At 70.6% G+C, this 17,544-nt stretch carries 13 protein-coding genes and 1 pseudogene; 3 read left to right on the forward strand and 11 right to left on the reverse strand.

Annotated elements, in window-relative coordinates; translation table 11 throughout:
• Nucleotides 1-5 precede the first annotated feature (5 nt).
• Nucleotides 6-533 (reverse strand): DUF2617 family protein, encoded by a 528-nt coding sequence (locus ACIP4X_RS11600; protein ID WP_358736978.1) that lies wholly within the window; start codon nt 531-533, stop codon nt 6-8.
• A gap of 894 nt (nt 534-1,427) precedes the next feature.
• Here ACIP4X_RS11600 and ACIP4X_RS11605 point away from each other — a divergent pair.
• A complete protein-coding gene (locus ACIP4X_RS11605) occupies nt 1,428-2,621 on the forward strand; it encodes a pyridoxal phosphate-dependent aminotransferase (protein ID WP_401347926.1) in 1,194 nt (397 codons plus the stop codon).
• Between the two features lie 149 nt (nt 2,622-2,770).
• On the opposite strand, the gene ACIP4X_RS11610 is transcribed toward ACIP4X_RS11605, so the two are convergent.
• The 3 genes from ACIP4X_RS11610 to ACIP4X_RS11620 form a co-directional block, all read right to left on the reverse strand.
• Nucleotides 2,771-3,343 carry a YbjN domain-containing protein gene (locus tag ACIP4X_RS11610; RefSeq protein ID WP_358736981.1) on the reverse strand — a complete coding sequence of 191 codons (573 nt, stop codon included), beginning with the start codon at nt 3,341-3,343 and terminating at the stop codon, nt 2,771-2,773.
• 270 nt (nt 3,344-3,613) lie between these two features.
• The gene (clpB, locus tag ACIP4X_RS11615; protein ID WP_358736983.1) at nt 3,614-6,220 is read right to left on the reverse strand and encodes an ATP-dependent chaperone ClpB; all 2,607 of its coding nucleotides are present in this window, start codon (nt 6,218-6,220) and stop codon (nt 3,614-3,616) included.
• A 332-nt stretch (nt 6,221-6,552) separates the two neighbouring features.
• A complete protein-coding gene (locus tag ACIP4X_RS11620; protein ID WP_358736984.1) occupies nt 6,553-6,888 on the reverse strand; it encodes a hypothetical protein in 336 nt (111 codons plus the stop codon).
• Nucleotides 6,889-7,200: 312 nt separating this feature from the next.
• On the opposite strand from ACIP4X_RS11620, the gene ACIP4X_RS11625 reads away from it, so the two are divergent.
• Nucleotides 7,201-8,178, forward strand: coding sequence for a helix-turn-helix transcriptional regulator (locus ACIP4X_RS11625; protein WP_358736986.1), 978 nt, complete (start codon nt 7,201-7,203; stop codon nt 8,176-8,178).
• 20 nt (nt 8,179-8,198) lie between these two features.
• Nucleotides 8,199-9,188, forward strand: coding sequence for a helix-turn-helix transcriptional regulator (locus ACIP4X_RS11630; RefSeq protein ID WP_401347931.1), 990 nt, complete (start codon nt 8,199-8,201; stop codon nt 9,186-9,188).
• Here the strand turns inward: ACIP4X_RS11630 and ACIP4X_RS11635 are convergent.
• The 7 genes and pseudogenes from ACIP4X_RS11635 to ACIP4X_RS11665 all read right to left on the reverse strand — a co-directional run.
• Nucleotides 9,151-10,194 (reverse strand): LuxR C-terminal-related transcriptional regulator, encoded by a 1,044-nt coding sequence (locus ACIP4X_RS11635; protein WP_401347934.1) that lies wholly within the window; start codon nt 10,192-10,194, stop codon nt 9,151-9,153. The genes ACIP4X_RS11630 and ACIP4X_RS11635 overlap by 38 nt on opposite strands.
• Before the next feature lie 197 nt (nt 10,195-10,391).
• Entirely contained in the window at nt 10,392-11,501 is a 1,110-nt protein-coding gene (locus ACIP4X_RS11640; RefSeq protein ID WP_401348122.1) for a sugar ABC transporter substrate-binding protein, read from the reverse strand.
• A 266-nt stretch (nt 11,502-11,767) separates the two neighbouring features.
• A complete protein-coding gene (locus tag ACIP4X_RS11645) occupies nt 11,768-12,217 on the reverse strand; it encodes a heat shock protein transcriptional repressor HspR (RefSeq protein WP_358737050.1) in 450 nt (149 codons plus the stop codon).
• 5 nt (nt 12,218-12,222) lie between these two features.
• A complete protein-coding gene (dnaJ, locus tag ACIP4X_RS11650) occupies nt 12,223-13,401 on the reverse strand; it encodes a molecular chaperone DnaJ (RefSeq protein WP_358736989.1) in 1,179 nt (392 codons plus the stop codon).
• A gap of 39 nt (nt 13,402-13,440) precedes the next feature.
• The gene (grpE, locus tag ACIP4X_RS11655) at nt 13,441-14,124 is read right to left on the reverse strand and encodes a nucleotide exchange factor GrpE (protein ID WP_358736991.1); all 684 of its coding nucleotides are present in this window, start codon (nt 14,122-14,124) and stop codon (nt 13,441-13,443) included.
• On the reverse strand, nt 14,121-15,983 hold the full coding sequence (gene dnaK / locus ACIP4X_RS11660) for a molecular chaperone DnaK (protein WP_358736993.1): 1,863 nt from the start codon (nt 15,981-15,983) through the stop codon (nt 14,121-14,123). The genes grpE and dnaK overlap by 4 nt, the downstream gene beginning before the upstream one ends.
• A gap of 523 nt (nt 15,984-16,506) precedes the next feature.
• Nucleotides 16,507-17,520: pseudogene (locus tag ACIP4X_RS11665) on the reverse strand (MraY family glycosyltransferase); the annotation flags it as partial.
• Nucleotides 17,521-17,544: the final 24 nt, after the last annotated feature.

Below are 17,544 nucleotides of genomic sequence, written 5' to 3' on the forward strand. Positions count from 1 at the left end.
CGCGCTCAACTCGCTCCGGCCAACGCGGAACGGCGCACCCCCACCCTCGTCCTGGTCGCCACCAACTGCCCGTCCTGCGGGTAGGCGTGCCAGGTCCGCCAGTGCACCTGGCCGTCGTGCCACTGCGCCAGCATCGCGGTGAACGCGTTCGGGCTGCCCGGGAAGACGCCCGCGAGACCGTGCGGATGCTCGGAGACGAGGGCCAGCAGTTCCTGGGCGCGGCCGGTGAACGAGCCCGGCGAGAGGAACTCGACGCGGGCGGCGAACTCGTACTCCCAGTCGTCGGACCGCTTGGCGACGCCGAGCGGCAGCGGGGTGCTGGAGCCCGGGATGCACGCCACGGTCTCCGAACAGCTTCCCCGCTGGTCCTCCAGGAGCACCTGGTGGGACGCGCCGAGGAGTCTCAACTGGAGTTTGGCTCCGGCCGGTTCGAGGTCAAGGGTGGCCAGTGCGGGCAGCGGCTCGCGTCCCAGGGCCCAGGCGAGGTCGGCCGCACGCGTATCGGTGTAGGAGGTGTTCAGGGTCGTGAGCATGGATCGGCTCCGCTAGCACGCAAAGAAAAAGAAGGGAGGAACGGGCCGGCCCGCCCCGGTGGACACGGGGACGACGGCCCGGTCAGCCCAGCTCGGGAGGGGGGTGTGCGGGACGTCCGAGGGGCTGCGTCGGTAGAGGCAATCACGAACTGCGGTTCCACCACAGGGTTTTTACCCAACTTCGTGCGGTTTCCATCCCTCAGAGGGCCCCACAGCTCAACTGTTCAACCCCGGCAGGTGACAGGAGTCGCGCACCGGGGCCGGTGCGCCCGCCGGAGACCGCCTCCCGACGGGCGTCGGCCCGGACGCGGTCGCCCCCGTGGAGCTCGGCTGCCCCGTGTCAGCTGCCTCCCCCGCATCCGCCGCCTCCGCACGACGAGCCGCCCCCGCACGACGAGCCCCCTCCGCAAGAGTGACCCCCACACGAGTGATGTCCCCCTCCCGAGTGACCCCCACCGGAGTGACCCCCGCCCGAGTGATGGCCGCCCGAGTGATGGCCGTCGCCGGACGAACAGCCGCCACCGCCGCTGTCCGTCCCGGCCCACCAGCCGACGGCCCCGCCGCTCGAGCTGCTCCCGACCGACCCCGTACGCCGGCCGCGGTACGACGTGGCGAACCGGTCGCGGCGGGCCCTGCGGCGCCCCGCCGCCACGGCGGCCACGCACAGCACCACGATCACCGCCAGGACGATGCCCAACACCATGGCGTCCCCCTCCCTCCGTCCCCGGAACCCCGCCGGCCGCGCCCGGGACCGTTCTCCGGACGCCCGCCGGACCTTCCCGGGGCGTTGTCGCCGAAGCGACCCCCCGTGGGCGCCTCGCAGCGTGCCCGGGAGATGCCCGGCCGCCGGACCGGCCAAAGCACACTTGAGGAAGTCCAGAGCTTGGACGGAGGATGGCCGGCATGACCTCCAGCGCACGCCCGCTCCTCAACCGCCGGCTCGCCGAGTTCGGGACGACGATCTTCGCCGAGATGTCCGCGCTCGCCGCGCGGACCGGGTCGATCAACCTGGGGCAGGGCTTCCCCGACACCGACGGTCCCGAGGAGATCCGGGAGGCGGCCGTGCGCGCCCTGCGCGACGGGCGGGGCAACCAGTACCCGCCGGGCCCGGGCGTCCCCGAGCTGCGCACGGCGATCGCGGAGCACCAGCGGCGGCGGTACGGCCTCTCCTACGACCCGGACACCGAGGTGCTGGTCACCGCGGGCGCCACCGAGGCGATCGCGGCGGCGCTGCTCGCGCTCCTGGAGCCCGGCGACGAGGTGATCGCCCTGGAGCCGTACTACGACTCCTACGCCGCCTGTATCGCGATGGCGGGGGCGAAGCGGGTGCCGGTGACCCTCCGGCCGCACCACGGGGAGGACGCCGGATTCCGGCTCGACCTGGACGAACTGCGCGAGGCGGTGACCCCGCGGACCCGGCTGCTGCTCCTGAACACCCCGCACAACCCGACCGGCACCGTCCTCACCCGCGCCGAACTGGCCGAGATCGCACGGCTCGCCGTCGAACGCGACCTGCTCGTGGTGACGGACGAGGTGTACGAGCACCTGGTGTACGACGACGCCGAGCACATCCCGCTCGCCACGTTCCCCGGCATGCGCGAGCGCACGGTCGGCATCTCCTCGAGCGGCAAGACTTTTTCGTTCACCGGCTGGAAGGTCGGCTGGGTCACCGGCGCCGCTCCCCTGGTCACGGCGGTCCGCTCGGCCAAGCAGTTCCTCACCTATGTGAGCGCCGGGCCGTTCCAGTACGCGATCGCCGAGGCCCTCGCCCTCCCGGACAGCCACTTCACGGGCTTCCGCGACGATCTGCGCGCCAAGCGCGACCTGCTCGCCTCCGGCCTGGCCGGCGCTGGCTTCGAGGTCTTCTGCCCCCGGGGCACGTACTTCATCACCACCGACATCGCCCGGCTCGGCGAGAAGGACGGCATCGCCTTCTGCCGCGCCCTGCCCGAACGCTGCGGCGTGGTCGCCATCCCCAACGCGGTCTTCTACGACGACCGGGAGGCCGGCCGCACCCAGGTCCGCTTCGCCTTCTGCAAACGAACGGACGTCCTGACCGAGGCCGTGTCCCGCCTCGGGAGCCTGTAGGCGGGGGGGTACGCGCGCCGATACGGCGAAGAGCCCGGTCCCGGGTGCGCGGCCGGTGTCGGCTCGCGTCCCGGGCCGGGCTCCCGCTCGGCTACGGCAGGTGTCCGCGCGCGCTCACGCGGACACCGCTGTGTGTGACGGCCGTGGGACTACTTCTCGTCGTCCTCGGGCTTGTCCGCCTCGTCGGCGTCCTGCTCGACGGGCCTGTCCGCGCCGTCGACCGCGTTGACGTCCTCCTCAAGGCCGAGCTGCTCGACGAGCCACCGGTCGAACTCGATGGCGGCCCGCACCCAGCTGACCGTCGAGGAGACGAAGTGCTCCAGGCTCACGCCCATGCCGATCAGCATCTGCGCCTCGCCGATGAGGCGGACGGTGCCGTCGTCGTGGGTGTGCGTGTACACCTTGGGCCACAGGGTCCGACGGTTCCAGTCGTCGATGGACTCCAGCAGCTGCGGCTTCTCGTCGATCTTGTGGGGCCGGTCGTAGAACGTCCGCACCGAGAAGACCTGCTGGTCCGCCTCACCGCGGAACATGAAGTACGTACGGAACTGCTCCCACGGCGCCGCGAGGTCGCCCTCGTCGTCGACGACGTACTTGAGCTCCATCTGGTCCAGGAGCTGCTTCACGAGGTCCTGATCCGGGACGACGGGGCCCGCCGGTCCCTGGGGCTGCGGCTCGGGCTGGCCCCCGAAGTTCGGAATCGAGGACGGGTCGATGCTCACCGTGTTTTTCCCTTCGTACGGATCTCGCCATCCTCCCTCATCCGGGGAGGGGGGTGGCAAGCCCTCCGGGACGCTGTCAGCCCTGGGCTGACATGATCCGGCCGTCAGGTGGACGTCCGGCGAACGGAGGGGAAGGCCATGACGATGCTGTCCGCCTCCGAGTACCCACTGAGCGGCGGACCCACGGAACTTCCCGCGCCGGCCCGGACGCCTTTTCCGGCGTTCACGGTGTGACGCGGTCCGCCACCCGCCGTGGCGGCGGACACCCCCCTACAGCGTCTTGCCGGTCGCCGGGCCCACCAGCAGGCCCTCGCCGAAGCGGTCCACGCGGACCGTGTCGCCGTCCTTGATCTCGCCGGAGAGGATCTCCTTGGCAAGGCGGTCGCCGATGGCGGTCTGCACCAGGCGGCGCAGCGGACGGGCGCCGTAGGCCGGGTCCATGCCCTCCTCGGCGAGCCAGGCCAGGGCGTCGGGGGTGACGTCCAGGGTCAGGCGGCGCTCCGACAGTCGGCGGGCGAGCCGGTCGAGCTGGAGTCCGGCGATCCGGCTCAGCTCCTCCTTGGACAGGGCCGAGAAGACCACCAGGTCGTCCAGGCGGTTGAGGAACTCCGGCTTGAAGGAGGTGCGGACCGTCTCCAGGACCTGCTCCTTCTTCTCCTCCTCGCTCGTCAGCGGGTCGACCAGGTACTGGCTGCCCAGGTTCGAGGTCAGCACCAGGATGGTGTTGCGGAAGTCGACCGTGCGGCCCTGGCCGTCCGTGAGGCGGCCGTCGTCCAGCACCTGCAGCAGGATGTCGAAGACCTCCGGGTGGGCCTTCTCCACCTCGTCCAGCAGCACCACGCTGTACGGGCGGCGGCGCACCGCCTCGGTGAGCTGGCCGCCCTCCTCGTAGCCGACGTAGCCGGGCGGGGCGCCGACGAGCCGGGCCACGCTGTGCTTCTCGCCGTACTCCGACATGTCGATGCGGACCATGGCCCGCTCGTCGTCGAAGAGGAAGTCGGCGAGCGCCTTGGCCAGTTCGGTCTTGCCGACGCCGGTCGGGCCGAGGAAGAGGAACGAGCCCGTGGGCCGGTCCGGATCCGCGATGCCGGCCCGGCTGCGGCGTACGGCGTCGGAGACGGCGCGCACGGCCTCGGACTGGCCGATGAGCCGCCGGCCGATCTCCTCCTCCATGCGCAGCAGCTTCTGCGTCTCGCCCTCCAGCAGGCGGCCGGCCGGGATCCCGGTCCAGGAGGCGACCACGTCGGCGATGTCGTCGGGGCCGACCTCCTCCTTGACCATGGTGTCCTTGGCGGCCTCCTCCTCGGCCTGCGAGGCGGCCTCCAACTCCTTCTCCAGGTCCGGGATCTCGCCGTACAGCAGCTTGGAGGCGGTGTCGAAGTCGCCGTCGCGCTGGGCGCGTTCGGCCTGGCCGCGCAGGTCGTCCAGCCGTTCCTTCAGCTCGCCGACCCGGTTGAGGGCCTGCTTCTCCTTCTCCCAGCGGGCGGTCAGGCCGCGCAGCTCCTCCTCCTTGTCGGCGAGGTCGCGGCGCAGCTTCTCCAGCCGTTCGCGCGAGGCCGCGTCGGTCTCCTTGTCGAGCGCCAGCTCCTCCATGCGCAACCGGTCGACGCCGCGCTGGAGTTCGTCGATCTCCACCGGAGAGGAGTCGATCTCCATGCGCAGCCGTGAGGCGGCCTCGTCGACGAGGTCGATCGCCTTGTCGGGCAGGAAGCGGGAGGTGATGTACCGGTCGGACAGGGTCGCGGCGGCCACCAGCGCGGAGTCGTTGATCTGCACCTTGTGGTGGGCCTCGTAGCGGCCCTTGAGGCCGCGCAGGATCGCGATGGAGTCCTCCACGCTGGGCTCGGCGACCAGCACCTGCTGGAAGCGCCGCTCCAGCGCCGGGTCCTTCTCGATCCGCTCCCGGTACTCGTCGAGCGTCGTGGCGCCGACCATGCGCAGCTCGCCGCGGGCCAGCATGGGCTTGAGCATGTTGCCGGCGTCCATCGCGGAGTCGCCGCCGGCGCCCGTGCCGACGACGGTGTGCAGCTCGTCGATGAAGGTGATGATCCGGCCGTCGGAGTCCTTGATCTCCGCCAGGACGGTCTTGAGCCGCTCCTCGAACTCACCGCGGTACTTGGCGCCCGCGACCATCGCCCCGAGGTCCAGCGCCACCAGCCGCTTGTCCTTCAGGGACTCGGGCACGTCGCCCTTGACGATCCGCTGGGCGAGCCCCTCGACGACGGCGGTCTTGCCGACGCCGGGCTCGCCGATGAGGACCGGGTTGTTCTTGGTGCGGCGCGACAGCACCTGCACGACACGGCGGATCTCCTGGTCCCGGCCGATCACCGGGTCGAGACGGCCCTCGCGCGCCGCCGCGGTGAAGTCCGTGCCGAACTTCTCCAGGGCCTTGTACTGGCCCTCGGGATCGGGTGTGGTCACCCGGCGTCCTCCCCTCGCCTTCGAGAAGGCGTCTTGCAGCTTCCTGGCGCTCGCGCCCTGCCCGGTCAGCACCTCGCCGGCCGCGCCGCCCTTCGCGGCGACGCCGATCAGCAGGTGCTCGGTGGACAGGTACTCGTCCCCGAGGTCGGCCGCCCTGCTCTGCGCGTCCGCGATCACGGCGAGCAGCTCGCGGTTGGGCTGCGGCGGCGCGACCGTGGAGCCGGTCACGCTGGGCAGGGACGCGAGCACGCGCTCCGCGCCGGAGCGGATGGAGGCCTGGTCGGCGTCGACGGCCGACAGCAGGTCGATGATGTTCTCGTTTTCTTGACGGCCTCGCCCCTCGAGCAGCGCGAGGAGCAGGTGGGCGGGGGTCAGGTCGGGGTGCCCCTCCCGTACGGCCCGGTTGCCGGCCGCGTTGATCGCGTCACGGCTCCTGTTGGTCAGCTCGGCGTCCACGGTCGCTTCTCTCCTCCTTGACGAGCGCTCTCTGCCACATCTCCCAGTGCTGACTCAATCAGCGTACACAAACTTGAGTCTATTCCACTCAAGGTGATGCCGGGAGCTTTCCCGGGACAGGAAGGAGTACGCGTGCGCGGCACGCGGAGGCGGAAGCGGAGGTGGAGACAGGGCGGCGATACGCCGAGCGGTGGCGATTTTCGGCCAGCGATCGAATCCGCTGATACCCGGAGGTCTCCGGGAAAACAACAGCGGCGTCACCGTGTTCAGGTCACGGTGACGCCGCTGCGGGGGGAAGCACCTGAGCGATCTGTTACGACGGGGGAATCGCGTCAGGCACTGCGGGGGGTGGCGGAGATGGTTCTGAGGACCGAGGGCGGTGCCGGCACCTGTCGGTGATCCCTCTGGTCCAGGTTGACGAAGATCATTCCGTAACGGACGGCACACCGTACGGGCTGCGGCGCCCCCCGAGGCCGCCGCAGACACCGGTACGCCCGGACGTCACCGTCCTCGTCCCTCGTCACGACGACCGGTTCACCGAAGACGGTCACCATCAGCGAATCACCGCTGTGGGGGATGGCGGTGACCAGGTCGATGAAGTGCCAACCGGAGCGGTAGGCCGTGGCCATCTCGCGACGGAAGGAACGGTCGTCGGGTGGAGTGGTCACGTCAGCTCCCGGAACCCGTTGCCGAATCCGCAGGAGCCATGGTCACGGCCACCGCCGGCCACTTACTGTCCGCCCGGTCGTCGACCTTCTTCTCCATCTGGCCGCTCAGCGCCACGAGAGCCACAGCGGCGGAGAAGATGGCGACAAGTACCGAGCGAAGCGCTCTCTTTCCCATAGTCGACTTCGTCCTCACTTGAAGGTCCCCTCTTCCCCCGTCGCATACGACGATGGCTCATTCAGGCACGTCATGGCCACACAATCGGTGCATCATGTTCCTGCACGTTCAGGACCCTGGGGGGTGGAGATTTCACAATGAATCGGGCTAACGCGACACATCCCCATGTGGTGACCGAGATGTGCGACGAAGGTGGCCGACTCTATGCGAGCGCCCTGCAGTCCGGACGCATCTCCCGCGCCGACGCGGAACCGGCCCCGTGCCTGATGGAGTTCGCCCTACTCCATCCCGATCCCGACGATCCCGACTGGCTGCGCCCCGTCCCTCCGGCCGTAGCGCTGGCCCAGCGTCTCGGTCCACTCGAGCGCGAGATCGCCGAGCACCGTCGGCGGTCCATCGAACTGTCCGATGCATTCGAGCCGTTCCTGTCACTGAGCGCCCAAACGACATCGGCCACCCACTCCATCACGGTCCTGGAGGGCAGTGGCCGGATCAACACGGCACTCGACCTGGCCACGTCCCAATGCCAGGTCGAGATGCTCACCGTCCAGCCGAGCAACCGCTTCACGGAACGAACCATCCGGCAGGGCCTGGAGCGTGACACCGCGCTGGTGGACCGCGGCGTACGCATCCGCACCCTCTACCAGCACACGGTCCGCTACAACCTCGAACAGCTGGCTTACGTGGACCAACTCGCCAACGGCAAGGTGGAGTACCGCACGATCGACGAGTTGGTGGAGCGCCTGATCATCTGTGACGAGACGGTCGCCTTCATCCCCAGCCGGGACGATCAGCAGGTCGCGCTGGAGCTGCGGCATCCGGGCCTGGTCCGCTATTTGATCAAGGTGTTCGAATTCATGTGGAACCGCGCGGTCCCCTTGAGCGCCGGCACTCCCTACGAAACCGCCCCCGACGGCATCACGGAGATCCAGCACTCCATCGCCAAGCTCCTCGTCGAAGGCCACGTCGACGAGGCCATCGCGCGCCGCCTGGGCATGAACGTGCGCACCTGCCGCGCCCACATAGCCAAGCTCGCCACCGCGCTGGGCAGCGGCAGCCGTGCCCAACTCGGTTACCTCATCGCACAGTCCGGCATCCTCGAGCAGGAGCACTGAAACCTGACGGGAGGGACCCCGTGAGCCCGGCACCACATCCGGAGCACCGGCCGGAGGACCTGTGCTCCCCGGGCGCAGCACTGTACGAACGAGCCCTGCGCCAAGGACAGGTGGCCGCCCATGAGGCCGCCGACACACCCTGCCTGGTCGACTTCGGGCTGCTGCACCCCTCGGTCGCCGACGCGAGCAGGCTCGAACCCGTGCCGCCCGCGGCCGCGCTGCACCGGCTCCTGAGGGGGTCCGCCGAGCGCGTGGCCGAGGAACGGCGGCGCGAGGAACGGCTGACCGGGACGTTCGAGACGCTCATGCGTGTCGAGGGGCCGCGTACCGCCGGGCCCGACTCGCCGGCACTCAGACTCCTCAGCGGCAACCGCCGGATCAATCGGGCCATCACCGAGACCATGACCGAGGCGAGCGAGGAACTCCTGTGCGTACAACCGCACGCGGGCCTCGTCGGCCAGGACATCGAGAAGGCCCGGGCCGTGTCGCTGGAGCGCGACCAGGCGCTCCTGGACCGGGGCGGCCGCATCCGCACCCTCTACCAGCACACGCTGCGCCATGTGCCCTCCGTGCCCGCCTACAACGAGCAGCTGACCGGCGACGTCGAGGCCCGCTCCCTCGACGAGGTCACCCCCCGCCTCATCGTCGTCGACCGCGGGATCGCCTTCGTCCCCGCCAACGCCGACGGCTCCCTCGCGCTCGAAGTGCGCCACCCGGCCCTGGTGGGGTACCTCGCCACCATGTTCGACCGGCTGTGGCGGCTGGCCACCCCGATGTACCCCCTGGCCGTCCCGCGGCCGTCCGCTGACGGCGTCACCCCCCGGCAGCGCGCCATCGCCGGCCTCCTCATCGAGGGGCACACCGACGCCGTCATCGCCGCCCGCCTCGGCATGAACGTACGCACCGCCCGTGAGCACATCGCCAAGCTCGCCGCCACCCTCGGCAGCGGCAGCCGCGCCCAGTTGGGCTACCTCATCGGACGGTCGGGACTTCTGGACCCGGAACCGTGAACGGCCCCACGCCCGCGGCGCGCGGCGGCCCGTCGAGCCCCGCCTGGGCGATCCGCACACCCAGCTGCGTACGGCTGGCCGCGCCCAGCGTCTCGGACAGCCGGGCGATATGGGCCCGGCAGGTGCGGACGCTGATGCCCAGCCGCTCGGCGATCACCGCGTCCTGGTGGCCCTCGGCGAGCAGCGCCGCGATGGACCGCTCGCGGTGGGAGATGCCCTCGATGCCCGTGTCGGGCAGCGGCGCGGTGAGCGGGATCGCCAGCCGCCAGAGCCGTTCGAAGACCGTCCCCAGGTACTCCACCAGCGCGGGATGGCGCAGTTCCAGCGCCATCGTGCAGTCGGCGTTGGCGGGCACGAAGGCGACCGTGCGGTCGAAGAGGATCAGCCGGTCGATCACCTCGTCCAGCGTGCGTGCCTCGACCGCGTCGCCCAGCAGTTCCAGGTAGTTGAGCAGCCCCTGGCCGTGCCGGGCCACATGCGTGTACAGGTCCCGCATCCGCACCCCGCGCCCGCGCAGCGCCAGCGCCCGGTGCAGCCCCTCGGACAGTTCGTGCTCGCGGCGGATGCCGCCCGGCTGGACGGTGAGCACCTCGGTGGTGCACGCCTCGGTCGCCTCGTCCATGGCCGCCTGGATGCGGGACAGGCCGTCCAGGACCCGGATCGCCGTGCCCTCCAGGGCCGCGGAGGGCATCCGCGCCTGGCGGCCGAGCCCGCCGTACCGCTCGACGGCGGCCACCACCGAGCCCACCCGCCGGTGGCTCTCACTGACCTCGTCGTACATCCCGCGCAGCAGCCGGGTCATGACCTCCTGCGGCGCGGTCGGCACCAGGAAGCCCATGTCGTCGGGGTCAGGGTGCAGCAGGGCGAGTTCGAGCAGGCAGGGCACCGGCTCGGCGATCCGGCGCGGCACCCGGCCCCGTCGTACGGCCCGGGCGTACACGTGCTCTCCGGCCTCGCACAGTCGGTCGGCACCGTGTGGATGCTCCGCCGTCCCGTGCCCGGTCATGCCCCATCACACCCCCGGTCTCCGCGTCTTCCGCAGCGCAACTATGCGCGGAGCGGACCGGCTGTGCAACACGGCTCCTGTGGGCGCGACTCTCGAAAACCAGCGGTTTCGACCGGTGTGTACGGGCCGGTGCACGGCGCGATCGCGGCGAGATCACGCCTGCTGTCGGACCCGAACGGATCGGGTCCGACGGGCAGTTACTTCACGAGGCCGATCGCCGTGCAGGACGCCTGGAACTTCGGGGTGCAGATGTCGTCCACCGAGTAGATCTTGTCGTCGACGACCGTGCTCCTGATGTTCCTCTGGGTCAGGGCCACCACGGAGACCAACTGGGCCGGGATGTTGCGGTGGGTGGGGCTGCTGACGCGGTCCCGGGTGAGGGAGTCGAACTGGATGTCCTTGCCCTGGACCTTGGCGACCGCCATCTGGGCGGCGGTCTCGGCCTCCGTCGGGTAGGGCTTGTACACGCTCATGTACTGCTCGCCGGCCACGATCCGCTGCACGGCGTCCAGTTCGGCGTCCTGGCCGGTGATGGCCGGCAGATCGGTGATACCCGCGGCCTTGAAGGCCCTGATGACGCCGGCCGCCATGCCGTCGTTGGCGGAGTAGACGGCGGCGACGTTGTCCTTGCCGAGCGAGGCGAGCGCCTGGGCCATGTTCGCCTGGGCGTTCTCCGGCTTCCAGTCCTTGGTGTCGTAGGACTTGGCGATCGTGACCTTCCCGCCGAGCTGGGAGAGCGCACCCTCCTTGAACTGCTTGGCGTTCGGGTCGGTGGGCGAGCCGTTGATCATGACGATGTTGTGGGAGAGGTCGGCCTTGGAGCCCAGCGCCTCGATCAGGGAGCGGCCCTGCACTTCCCCCACCAGTTCGTTGTCGAAGGAGATGTACGCGTCGATCGGGCCCTCGGCGAGCCGGTCGTAGGCGATGACCGGGATGCCCGCGTCCTTGGCCTTCTGCACCATGTCGGCGATGGTGTGCGAGTCGACCGCGTCGAGCAGGATGACGTCGACCTTGTTGTCGATCATCCGCTGCATCTGGCCGGCCTGCCGGTCCGCGTCCGCGTCCGCGTTGGCGTACTCGACCCTGCCCTGCTTCCCGGTCAGGGTGGAGACCTTCTCCTTGATGATGGGGTAGTCGAACTTCTCGTAACGGGTGTTGGCCGTCTCCGGCAGCAGCAGACCCACCGTCAGGTCGTTGCCCCTGGTCGGGCTCGCGTCCCCGCCGCTCGCCGTCCCGTCGAGCGCCCCGCAGGCGGCGAGCGAGAAGGTCAGCGTGGGTGCGGCCACGGCTATGGCGATACGACGCATCAAGGTGCTCACTTCTGGTGCCTTCCGGACGAGGGCGCAGCATTGCGACCCAGGTGACTGAAAAGCCAACGCGGAGGCGGCCATCGGCGTCAAGCGGAACCACTTAACGAGATGGCAACGTAACGCTCCGCTGCACCTGTGAAGACTTTGGGGAGCCTTGCGGAATCACCTCCAACCTCCCTTTACGGGCAGCGCACCCGCACAGCACGACGAGGGGCCGGGAGGCTCCACGGCCTCCCGGCCCCTCGTCGTCGGCCGAGTGTGTGTCAGTCCGGCTGCTGCCGCTTGGGCCGCCAGACCACCAGCGCGCTGGTCTGCTGGACCTCCTGATAGGGGACCAGGTCCCGGCGGTAGGAGGCATGGACGGCGGCCTCGCGCTGCCGCATCGCCGCCGCGGCGCCGTCCAGCGCCCCCTGGAGCTCAGCGATCCGGGACTGGAGCGCCGCGACCTGGTTCTCCAGTTCGATGATGCGCTTGATTCCAGCCAGGTTGATGCCCTCGTCCTGCGACAACTGCTGCACCTGACGGAGCAGTTCGATGTCGCGGGCCGAGTAGCGGCGCCCTCGTCCGGCGGTACGGTCGGGGGACACCAGGCCCAGCCGGTCGTACTGACGGAGTGTCTGCGGGTGCAGTCCGGACAGCTGGGCGGCCACCGAGATGACGTACACCGGTGTGTCTTCCGTCAGTTCGTACGGGTTGCGGCGGCGGCCGTCCATCTCACTCATGCTCCCTTCGCGGCCTCGAACAGCTCGGCCCGCGGGTCCTCGCCCGCGGTGGCCTCGCGATACGCCTGAAGCGCGTCACGAGCCTTCCCCGACAGGTCCTTCGGGACACACACCTCCACGGTGACCAGCAGATCGCCGTGGCTGCCGTCCTTGCGGACCGCGCCCTTGCCGCGGGCCCGCATCGTACGCCCGTTCGGGGTGCCCGGGGGCAGCTTCAGGGTCACCGGCGGACCGCCCAGGGTGGGCACGCGGACCTCGCCGCCGAGGGCCGCCTCGGCGAACGTGACCGGCACGGTGACGGTGAGGTTGTCGCCCCGCCGCCCGAAGACCGGGTGCGCCCCGACGTGCACCACCACGTACAGGTCGCCCGCGGGTCCGCCGCGCTCGCCCGGGGCGCCCTTGCCGCGCAGCCGGATGCGCTGGCCGTCACTGACCCCGGCCGGGATGCGGACCTGCATCGTCCGGGACGACTTGGCCCGACCGGAGCCCATGCAGACCTCGCAGGGGTTCTCCGCGATGAGCCCGCGGCCCTTGCAGTCCGGGCACGGGTCCGTCAGCGAGAACCCGCCGCCGGAGCCGCGCGCCACCTGTCCGGTGCCGACGCAGGTCGGGCACACCCGCGGGGTGCCGTTCTTGTCGCCGGTGCCCGAACAGGCCTTGCACGGCTGCTGGCTGGACATGCGCAGCGGCACCGTCGCGCCCTCGATGGCCTCCGTGAAGCTCAGCGTGACCTCGGACTCGATGTCCTGGCCGCGCCGGGGCTGGGCGCGCGTGGTGCCCGCCCCGCCCCGGTTGAACAGGCCCCCGAAGACGTCACCGATTCCGCCGCCGAAGCCGCCGCTCGCCCCGCCGCCGCCCTGGGCGCCTCCGAAGAGGTCGCCCAGGTCGAAGTTGAAGGAGCCGCCGCCCGCGCCCGGTCCGGGGCGGAAGCCGCCGTTGCCGAACAGGGTGCGGGCCTCGTCGTACTCCTTGCGCTTCTTGGCGTCGCCGAGCACGTCGTTCGCCTCGGAGATCTCCTTGAAGCGCTCCTCGGCCTTGGCGTTGCCCTTGTTGGCGTCCGGGTGGAACTCGCGGGCGAGCTTCCGGTACGCCTTCTTGATCTCGGCCTCGGTGGCGTCCTTGGGGACGCCGAGGACCTTGTAGTAGTCCTTCTCGATGAAGTCCTTGGTGCTCATCCCCGACGTCCCTCCTCTCGTGCGTCGTCCGTTATTGCGTCAGCCCTCCTCCGGGCCACCGTTCTCCTTGTCCTCGCCCTGCTCGGCGGCCGGGGCCGTGCCGGACTCCTCGGCCGGCTTGACCGTCTGCGCGCCGGGCTGGGGCTCGGCCACGGCCACCCGCGCGGGGCGGATGGTGCGCTCGCCGATCCGATACCCGGGCTGCAGAATCGCCACGCACGTCGTCTCGGTGACGTCCGGTGCGTACGAGTGCATCAGGGCCTCGTGGATCGTCGGGTCGAAGGACTCGCCCTCCTTGCCGAACTGCTGCAGGCCGAGCTTGGCCACCACGGTCTCCAGCGACTCGGCGACGGACTTGAAACCGCCCACCAGTTCGCCGTGGTCCCGCGCGCGGCCGATGTCGTCGAGCACCGGCAGGAGCTCGGACACGATGTTCGCGACCGCGACCTCCCGTACCGCGATCCGGTCCCGGTCGACCCGGCGCCGGTAGTTCTGGTACTCGGCCTGGAGCCGCTGCAGGTCGGCCGTGCGCTCGCCGAGCGCCGTGCGCACCTGGTCGAGCTGCGCGGTCAGCGCGGCCGACTGGTCCGGTTCACCGGCCGGGGCCGCGCCCTTGTCCTGGGCGGCGGCCTGCGCGGCGTCGTCGGGCGTGGCGGGGGCGGAGTCGGACTGCGGCGGAGGCTGCGGCTGATGCTCCTCGAAGCCGGGGGTCTCCTCCGTCACGCCGCACCGTCCTTGCGCTCGTCGTCGACGATCTCGGCGTCCACGACGTCGTCGTCGGCCCTGGCCTGGCCGGCACCGGCGTCACCGGCACCGCCCGCGGCCTGCGCGGCCTGGGCGTCGGCGTACATGGCCTGGCCGAGCTTCTGGGAGACGGCGGCGACCTTCTCCGTGGCGGTGCGGATCTCGGCCGTGTTGTCGCCTCCGGCGGAGTCGCCCTTGAGCTGCTCCTTCAGCTCGGCGACCGCGGACTCGACCTCGGTCTTGATCTCGCCGGGGACCTTGTCCTCGTTGTCCTTGAGGAACTTCTCGGTCTGGTAGACGAGCTGCTCGCCCTGGTTGCGGGTCTCGGCGGCCTCGCGGCGCTTGTGGTCCTCCTCCGCGTAGCGCTCGGCCTCCTCGCGCATGCGGTCGACCTCGTCCTTCGGGAGCGAGGAGCCGCCGGTGACGGTCATCTTCTGCTCCTTGCCGGTGCCGAGGTCCTTCGCCGTGACGTGCATGATGCCGTTGGCGTCGATGTCGAAGGACACCTCGATCTGCGGGACGCCGCGCGGCGCCGGCGGCAGACCGGTCAGCTCGAACATGCCGAGCTTCTTGTTGTACGCGGCGATCTCGCGCTCGCCCTGGTAGACCTGGATCTGCACCGACGGCTGGTTGTCCTCGGCCGTGGTGAAGATCTCGGAGCGCTTGGTCGGGATCGTGGTGTTGCGCTCGATCAGCTTGGTCATGATGCCGCCCTTGGTCTCGATGCCGAGGGACAGCGGGGTGACGTCGAGCAGCAGGACGTCCTTGACCTCGCCCTTGAGGACACCGGCCTGGAGCGAGGCGCCGATGGCGACGACCTCGTCCGGGTTCACGCCCTTGTTGGCCTCCTTGCCGCCGGTCAGCTCCTTGACGAGCTCGGCGACCGCGGGCATACGGGTGGAACCACCGACGAGCACGACGTGGTCGATGTCGCTGACGGAGACGCCGGCGTCCTTGATCACGTTGTGGAACGGCGTCTTGCAGCGCTCCAGCAGGTCGGCCGTCAGCTGCTGGAACTGGGCGCGGGTGAGCTTCTCGTCCAGGTGCAGCGGGCCCTCGGCGGACGCCGTGATGTAGGGCAGGTTGATCGAGGTCTCGGTGGACGAGGACAGCTCGATCTTGGCCTTCTCCGCCGCCTCACGCAGACGCTGGAGGGCCATCTTGTCCTTGGACAGGTCCACGCCGTGACCGGCCTGGAACTGCTTGACCAGGTAGTCGACGACACGCTGGTCCCAGTCGTCACCACCGAGGTGGTTGTCGCCGTTGGTGGCCTTCACCTCGACCACGCCGTCGCCGATCTCCAGCAGCGAGACGTCGAACGTACCGCCACCGAGGTCGAAGACGAGGATCATCTGCTCGTCCTTGTCGAGGCCGTACGCCAGGGCGGCGGCCGTCGGCTCGTTGACGATGCGCAGCACGTTCAGACCGGCGATCTCACCGGCCTCCTTGGTGGCCTGGCGCTCGGCGTCGTTGAAGTACGCCGGGACGGTGATGACCGCGTCCGTGACCTTCTCGCCGAGGTATGCCTCCGCGTCCCGCTTCAGCTTCTGCAGCACGAAGGCGCTGATCTGCTGCGGGTTGAAGTCCTTGCCGTCGAGGTTGATCTTCCAGTCGGTGCCCATGTGGCGCTTGACCGACCGGATGGTCCTGTCGACGTTGGTGACGGCCTGGCGCTTGGCCACCTCACCGACCAGCACCTCGCCGTTCTTGGCGAAGGCGACGACGGACGGCGTGGTCCTGGCGCCTTCGGCGTTGGTGATGACGGTGGGCTCGCCGCCTTCGAGAACGCTGACGACGGAGTTAGTCGTGCCCAGGTCGATGCCGACCGCACGTGCCATGGTGAATTCCTCCAGCTGACTTGAGTGGAACGGACTCAAGTGTGCCCGAGGCTCACCGCCGGGTCAACAGACCTGAGCCACATCGACTCAAGACTTATCCATCCCTTATACGCAAGGGCGCTCTGACCTGCGGCGATGTGGATTGCCTGGGCGGAGGAGGCGGATATTCAAGTTGACGGCGAGGGGGCTGCACCCCGGATACGCCGGGTCCGCCGGCCTCCGCGTCGTACGGAACCCGGCCGCGCGGGGCTCCCGCCTCGGACTGCCCCTGGGCGCGGAGGATGCCCCAGAAGGGCTCGCCGCGGGGGCGGGCGCCGGAAGCGCCGGCACGCGCGCGTGGCGGTGCCCCGCTACCGGACGCATCCGCACGCGCGCGCGTGGCACTCCCGGCGGCGGGAAGGCCCCGGGCCGTGCGCTCCTCGGGCCGCCCGCGGGTGCCGGGCACCCGGGCCCGCCCCCGGCTCCCGGGAAGCCGGGACTGGGTGCGCGTCCCGGGCAGCCGGGACTGGGTGCGCGTACCCGGGAGCGGGGACTGCACACGGGCGCTGTTGAGTTCGGTCGGGCGACGCGGCGCGTACGCCGGTACCCGCAGCAGCCCGAGAACGGCCACCAGGGCCGCCCCGGCCACCCACGCCACGGCTCTCGGACCGATCCAGTTCGTGTGGACCAGCACCCCGACCAGGACCGCGGCGAAGGTGCCGACACCGAGCAGGACGGTCACGCCCGGCGGGGTCGGCCCGAGCCTGCGCAGCCGGTGCGCGAGATGGTCCGGGCCTCGGCGCAGCAGGGGGCGCCCGGCGAGCTTCCGCGACAGCAGGACCAGGACGGCGTCGGCGCTCGCCGTGGCGGTGAGCGCGAACAGCACCGCCACGGTGGAGACCGTGTCGTACCCGGTACGGGTGAGCAGGGCCGCGGAGGCGAGCACGAAGCCGGTGAACAGCGAGCCGCCGGACCCGAAGGCGACCCGGGCCGGATGCCAGTTGTGCATCAGGAACCCGGTGAGGGCGGCCGCCAGCACGCTCAGCAGCACCGCGAGGTCGTCCATCACCTCGGCCGCCGCGCACGCGCCCACCCCGAACGCGGTGAGCACGCCCACCGTGCCCGCGAGGCCGTCCGCGTGATCGAGTCCCCGGAAGGCGGCGGCCACACAGGCGATCCAGACGACGGCGGCGATCCCGGCCACCGGCCCGGTCTCGTCGTACGGCACCACGCAGGCCGCCGCGAGGGCCGTACCGACGAACAGGAACGGTGTCCTCAGCCGCCACACGTCCGCGGCGGTCCCGAGCAGGGCGACCGCGGCGCCCGCGGCGAGCAGCCTGCCCACCCCTTCGCCCAGCGGGGCGGTGCCGGTCCAGCCGCCGGCCGCGGCGACCAGGCAGGTGCTGAGCACCACGGCCAGGCCGCCGAGCAGCGGCAAGGGGCGCGCCCGCCTCCTGCGGTCGACGAGGCCCAGCCGAAGCGCGAGCACTCGGAGCAGCGCCGAGAGCAGGGCGGCGAGGAGGAGAGCGGTGATGGCGGTGGCGATCCCGTAGAGCACGGTTCTTAAATTAGGGGTATATGG

This window comes from Streptomyces sp. NPDC088817 (genome assembly GCF_044750345.1).
Classification (GTDB): domain Bacteria; phylum Actinomycetota; class Actinomycetes; order Streptomycetales; family Streptomycetaceae; genus Streptomyces.

Excerpts from the sequence above, each read along its gene's own strand:
- ACIP4X_RS11600 (WP_358736978.1), bottom strand. The coding sequence starts at position 533 with ATGCTCACGACCCTGAACACCTCCTACACCGATACGCGTGCGGCCGAC.
- ACIP4X_RS11605 (WP_401347926.1), top strand. The coding sequence starts at position 1,428 with ATGGCCGGCATGACCTCCAGCGCACGCCCGCTCCTCAACCGCCGGCTC.
- ACIP4X_RS11625 (WP_358736986.1), top strand. The coding sequence starts at position 7,201 with ATGAATCGGGCTAACGCGACACATCCCCATGTGGTGACCGAGATGTGC.
- ACIP4X_RS11635 (WP_401347934.1), bottom strand. The coding sequence starts at position 10,194 with ATGACCGGGCACGGGACGGCGGAGCATCCACACGGTGCCGACCGACTG.
- ACIP4X_RS11640 (WP_401348122.1), bottom strand. The coding sequence starts at position 11,501 with ATGCGTCGTATCGCCATAGCCGTGGCCGCACCCACGCTGACCTTCTCG.
- ACIP4X_RS11645 (WP_358737050.1), bottom strand. The coding sequence starts at position 12,217 with ATGGACGGCCGCCGCCGCAACCCGTACGAACTGACGGAAGACACACCG.
- dnaJ (WP_358736989.1), bottom strand. The coding sequence starts at position 13,401 with ATGAGCACCAAGGACTTCATCGAGAAGGACTACTACAAGGTCCTCGGC.
- dnaK (WP_358736993.1), bottom strand. The coding sequence starts at position 15,983 with ATGGCACGTGCGGTCGGCATCGACCTGGGCACGACTAACTCCGTCGTC.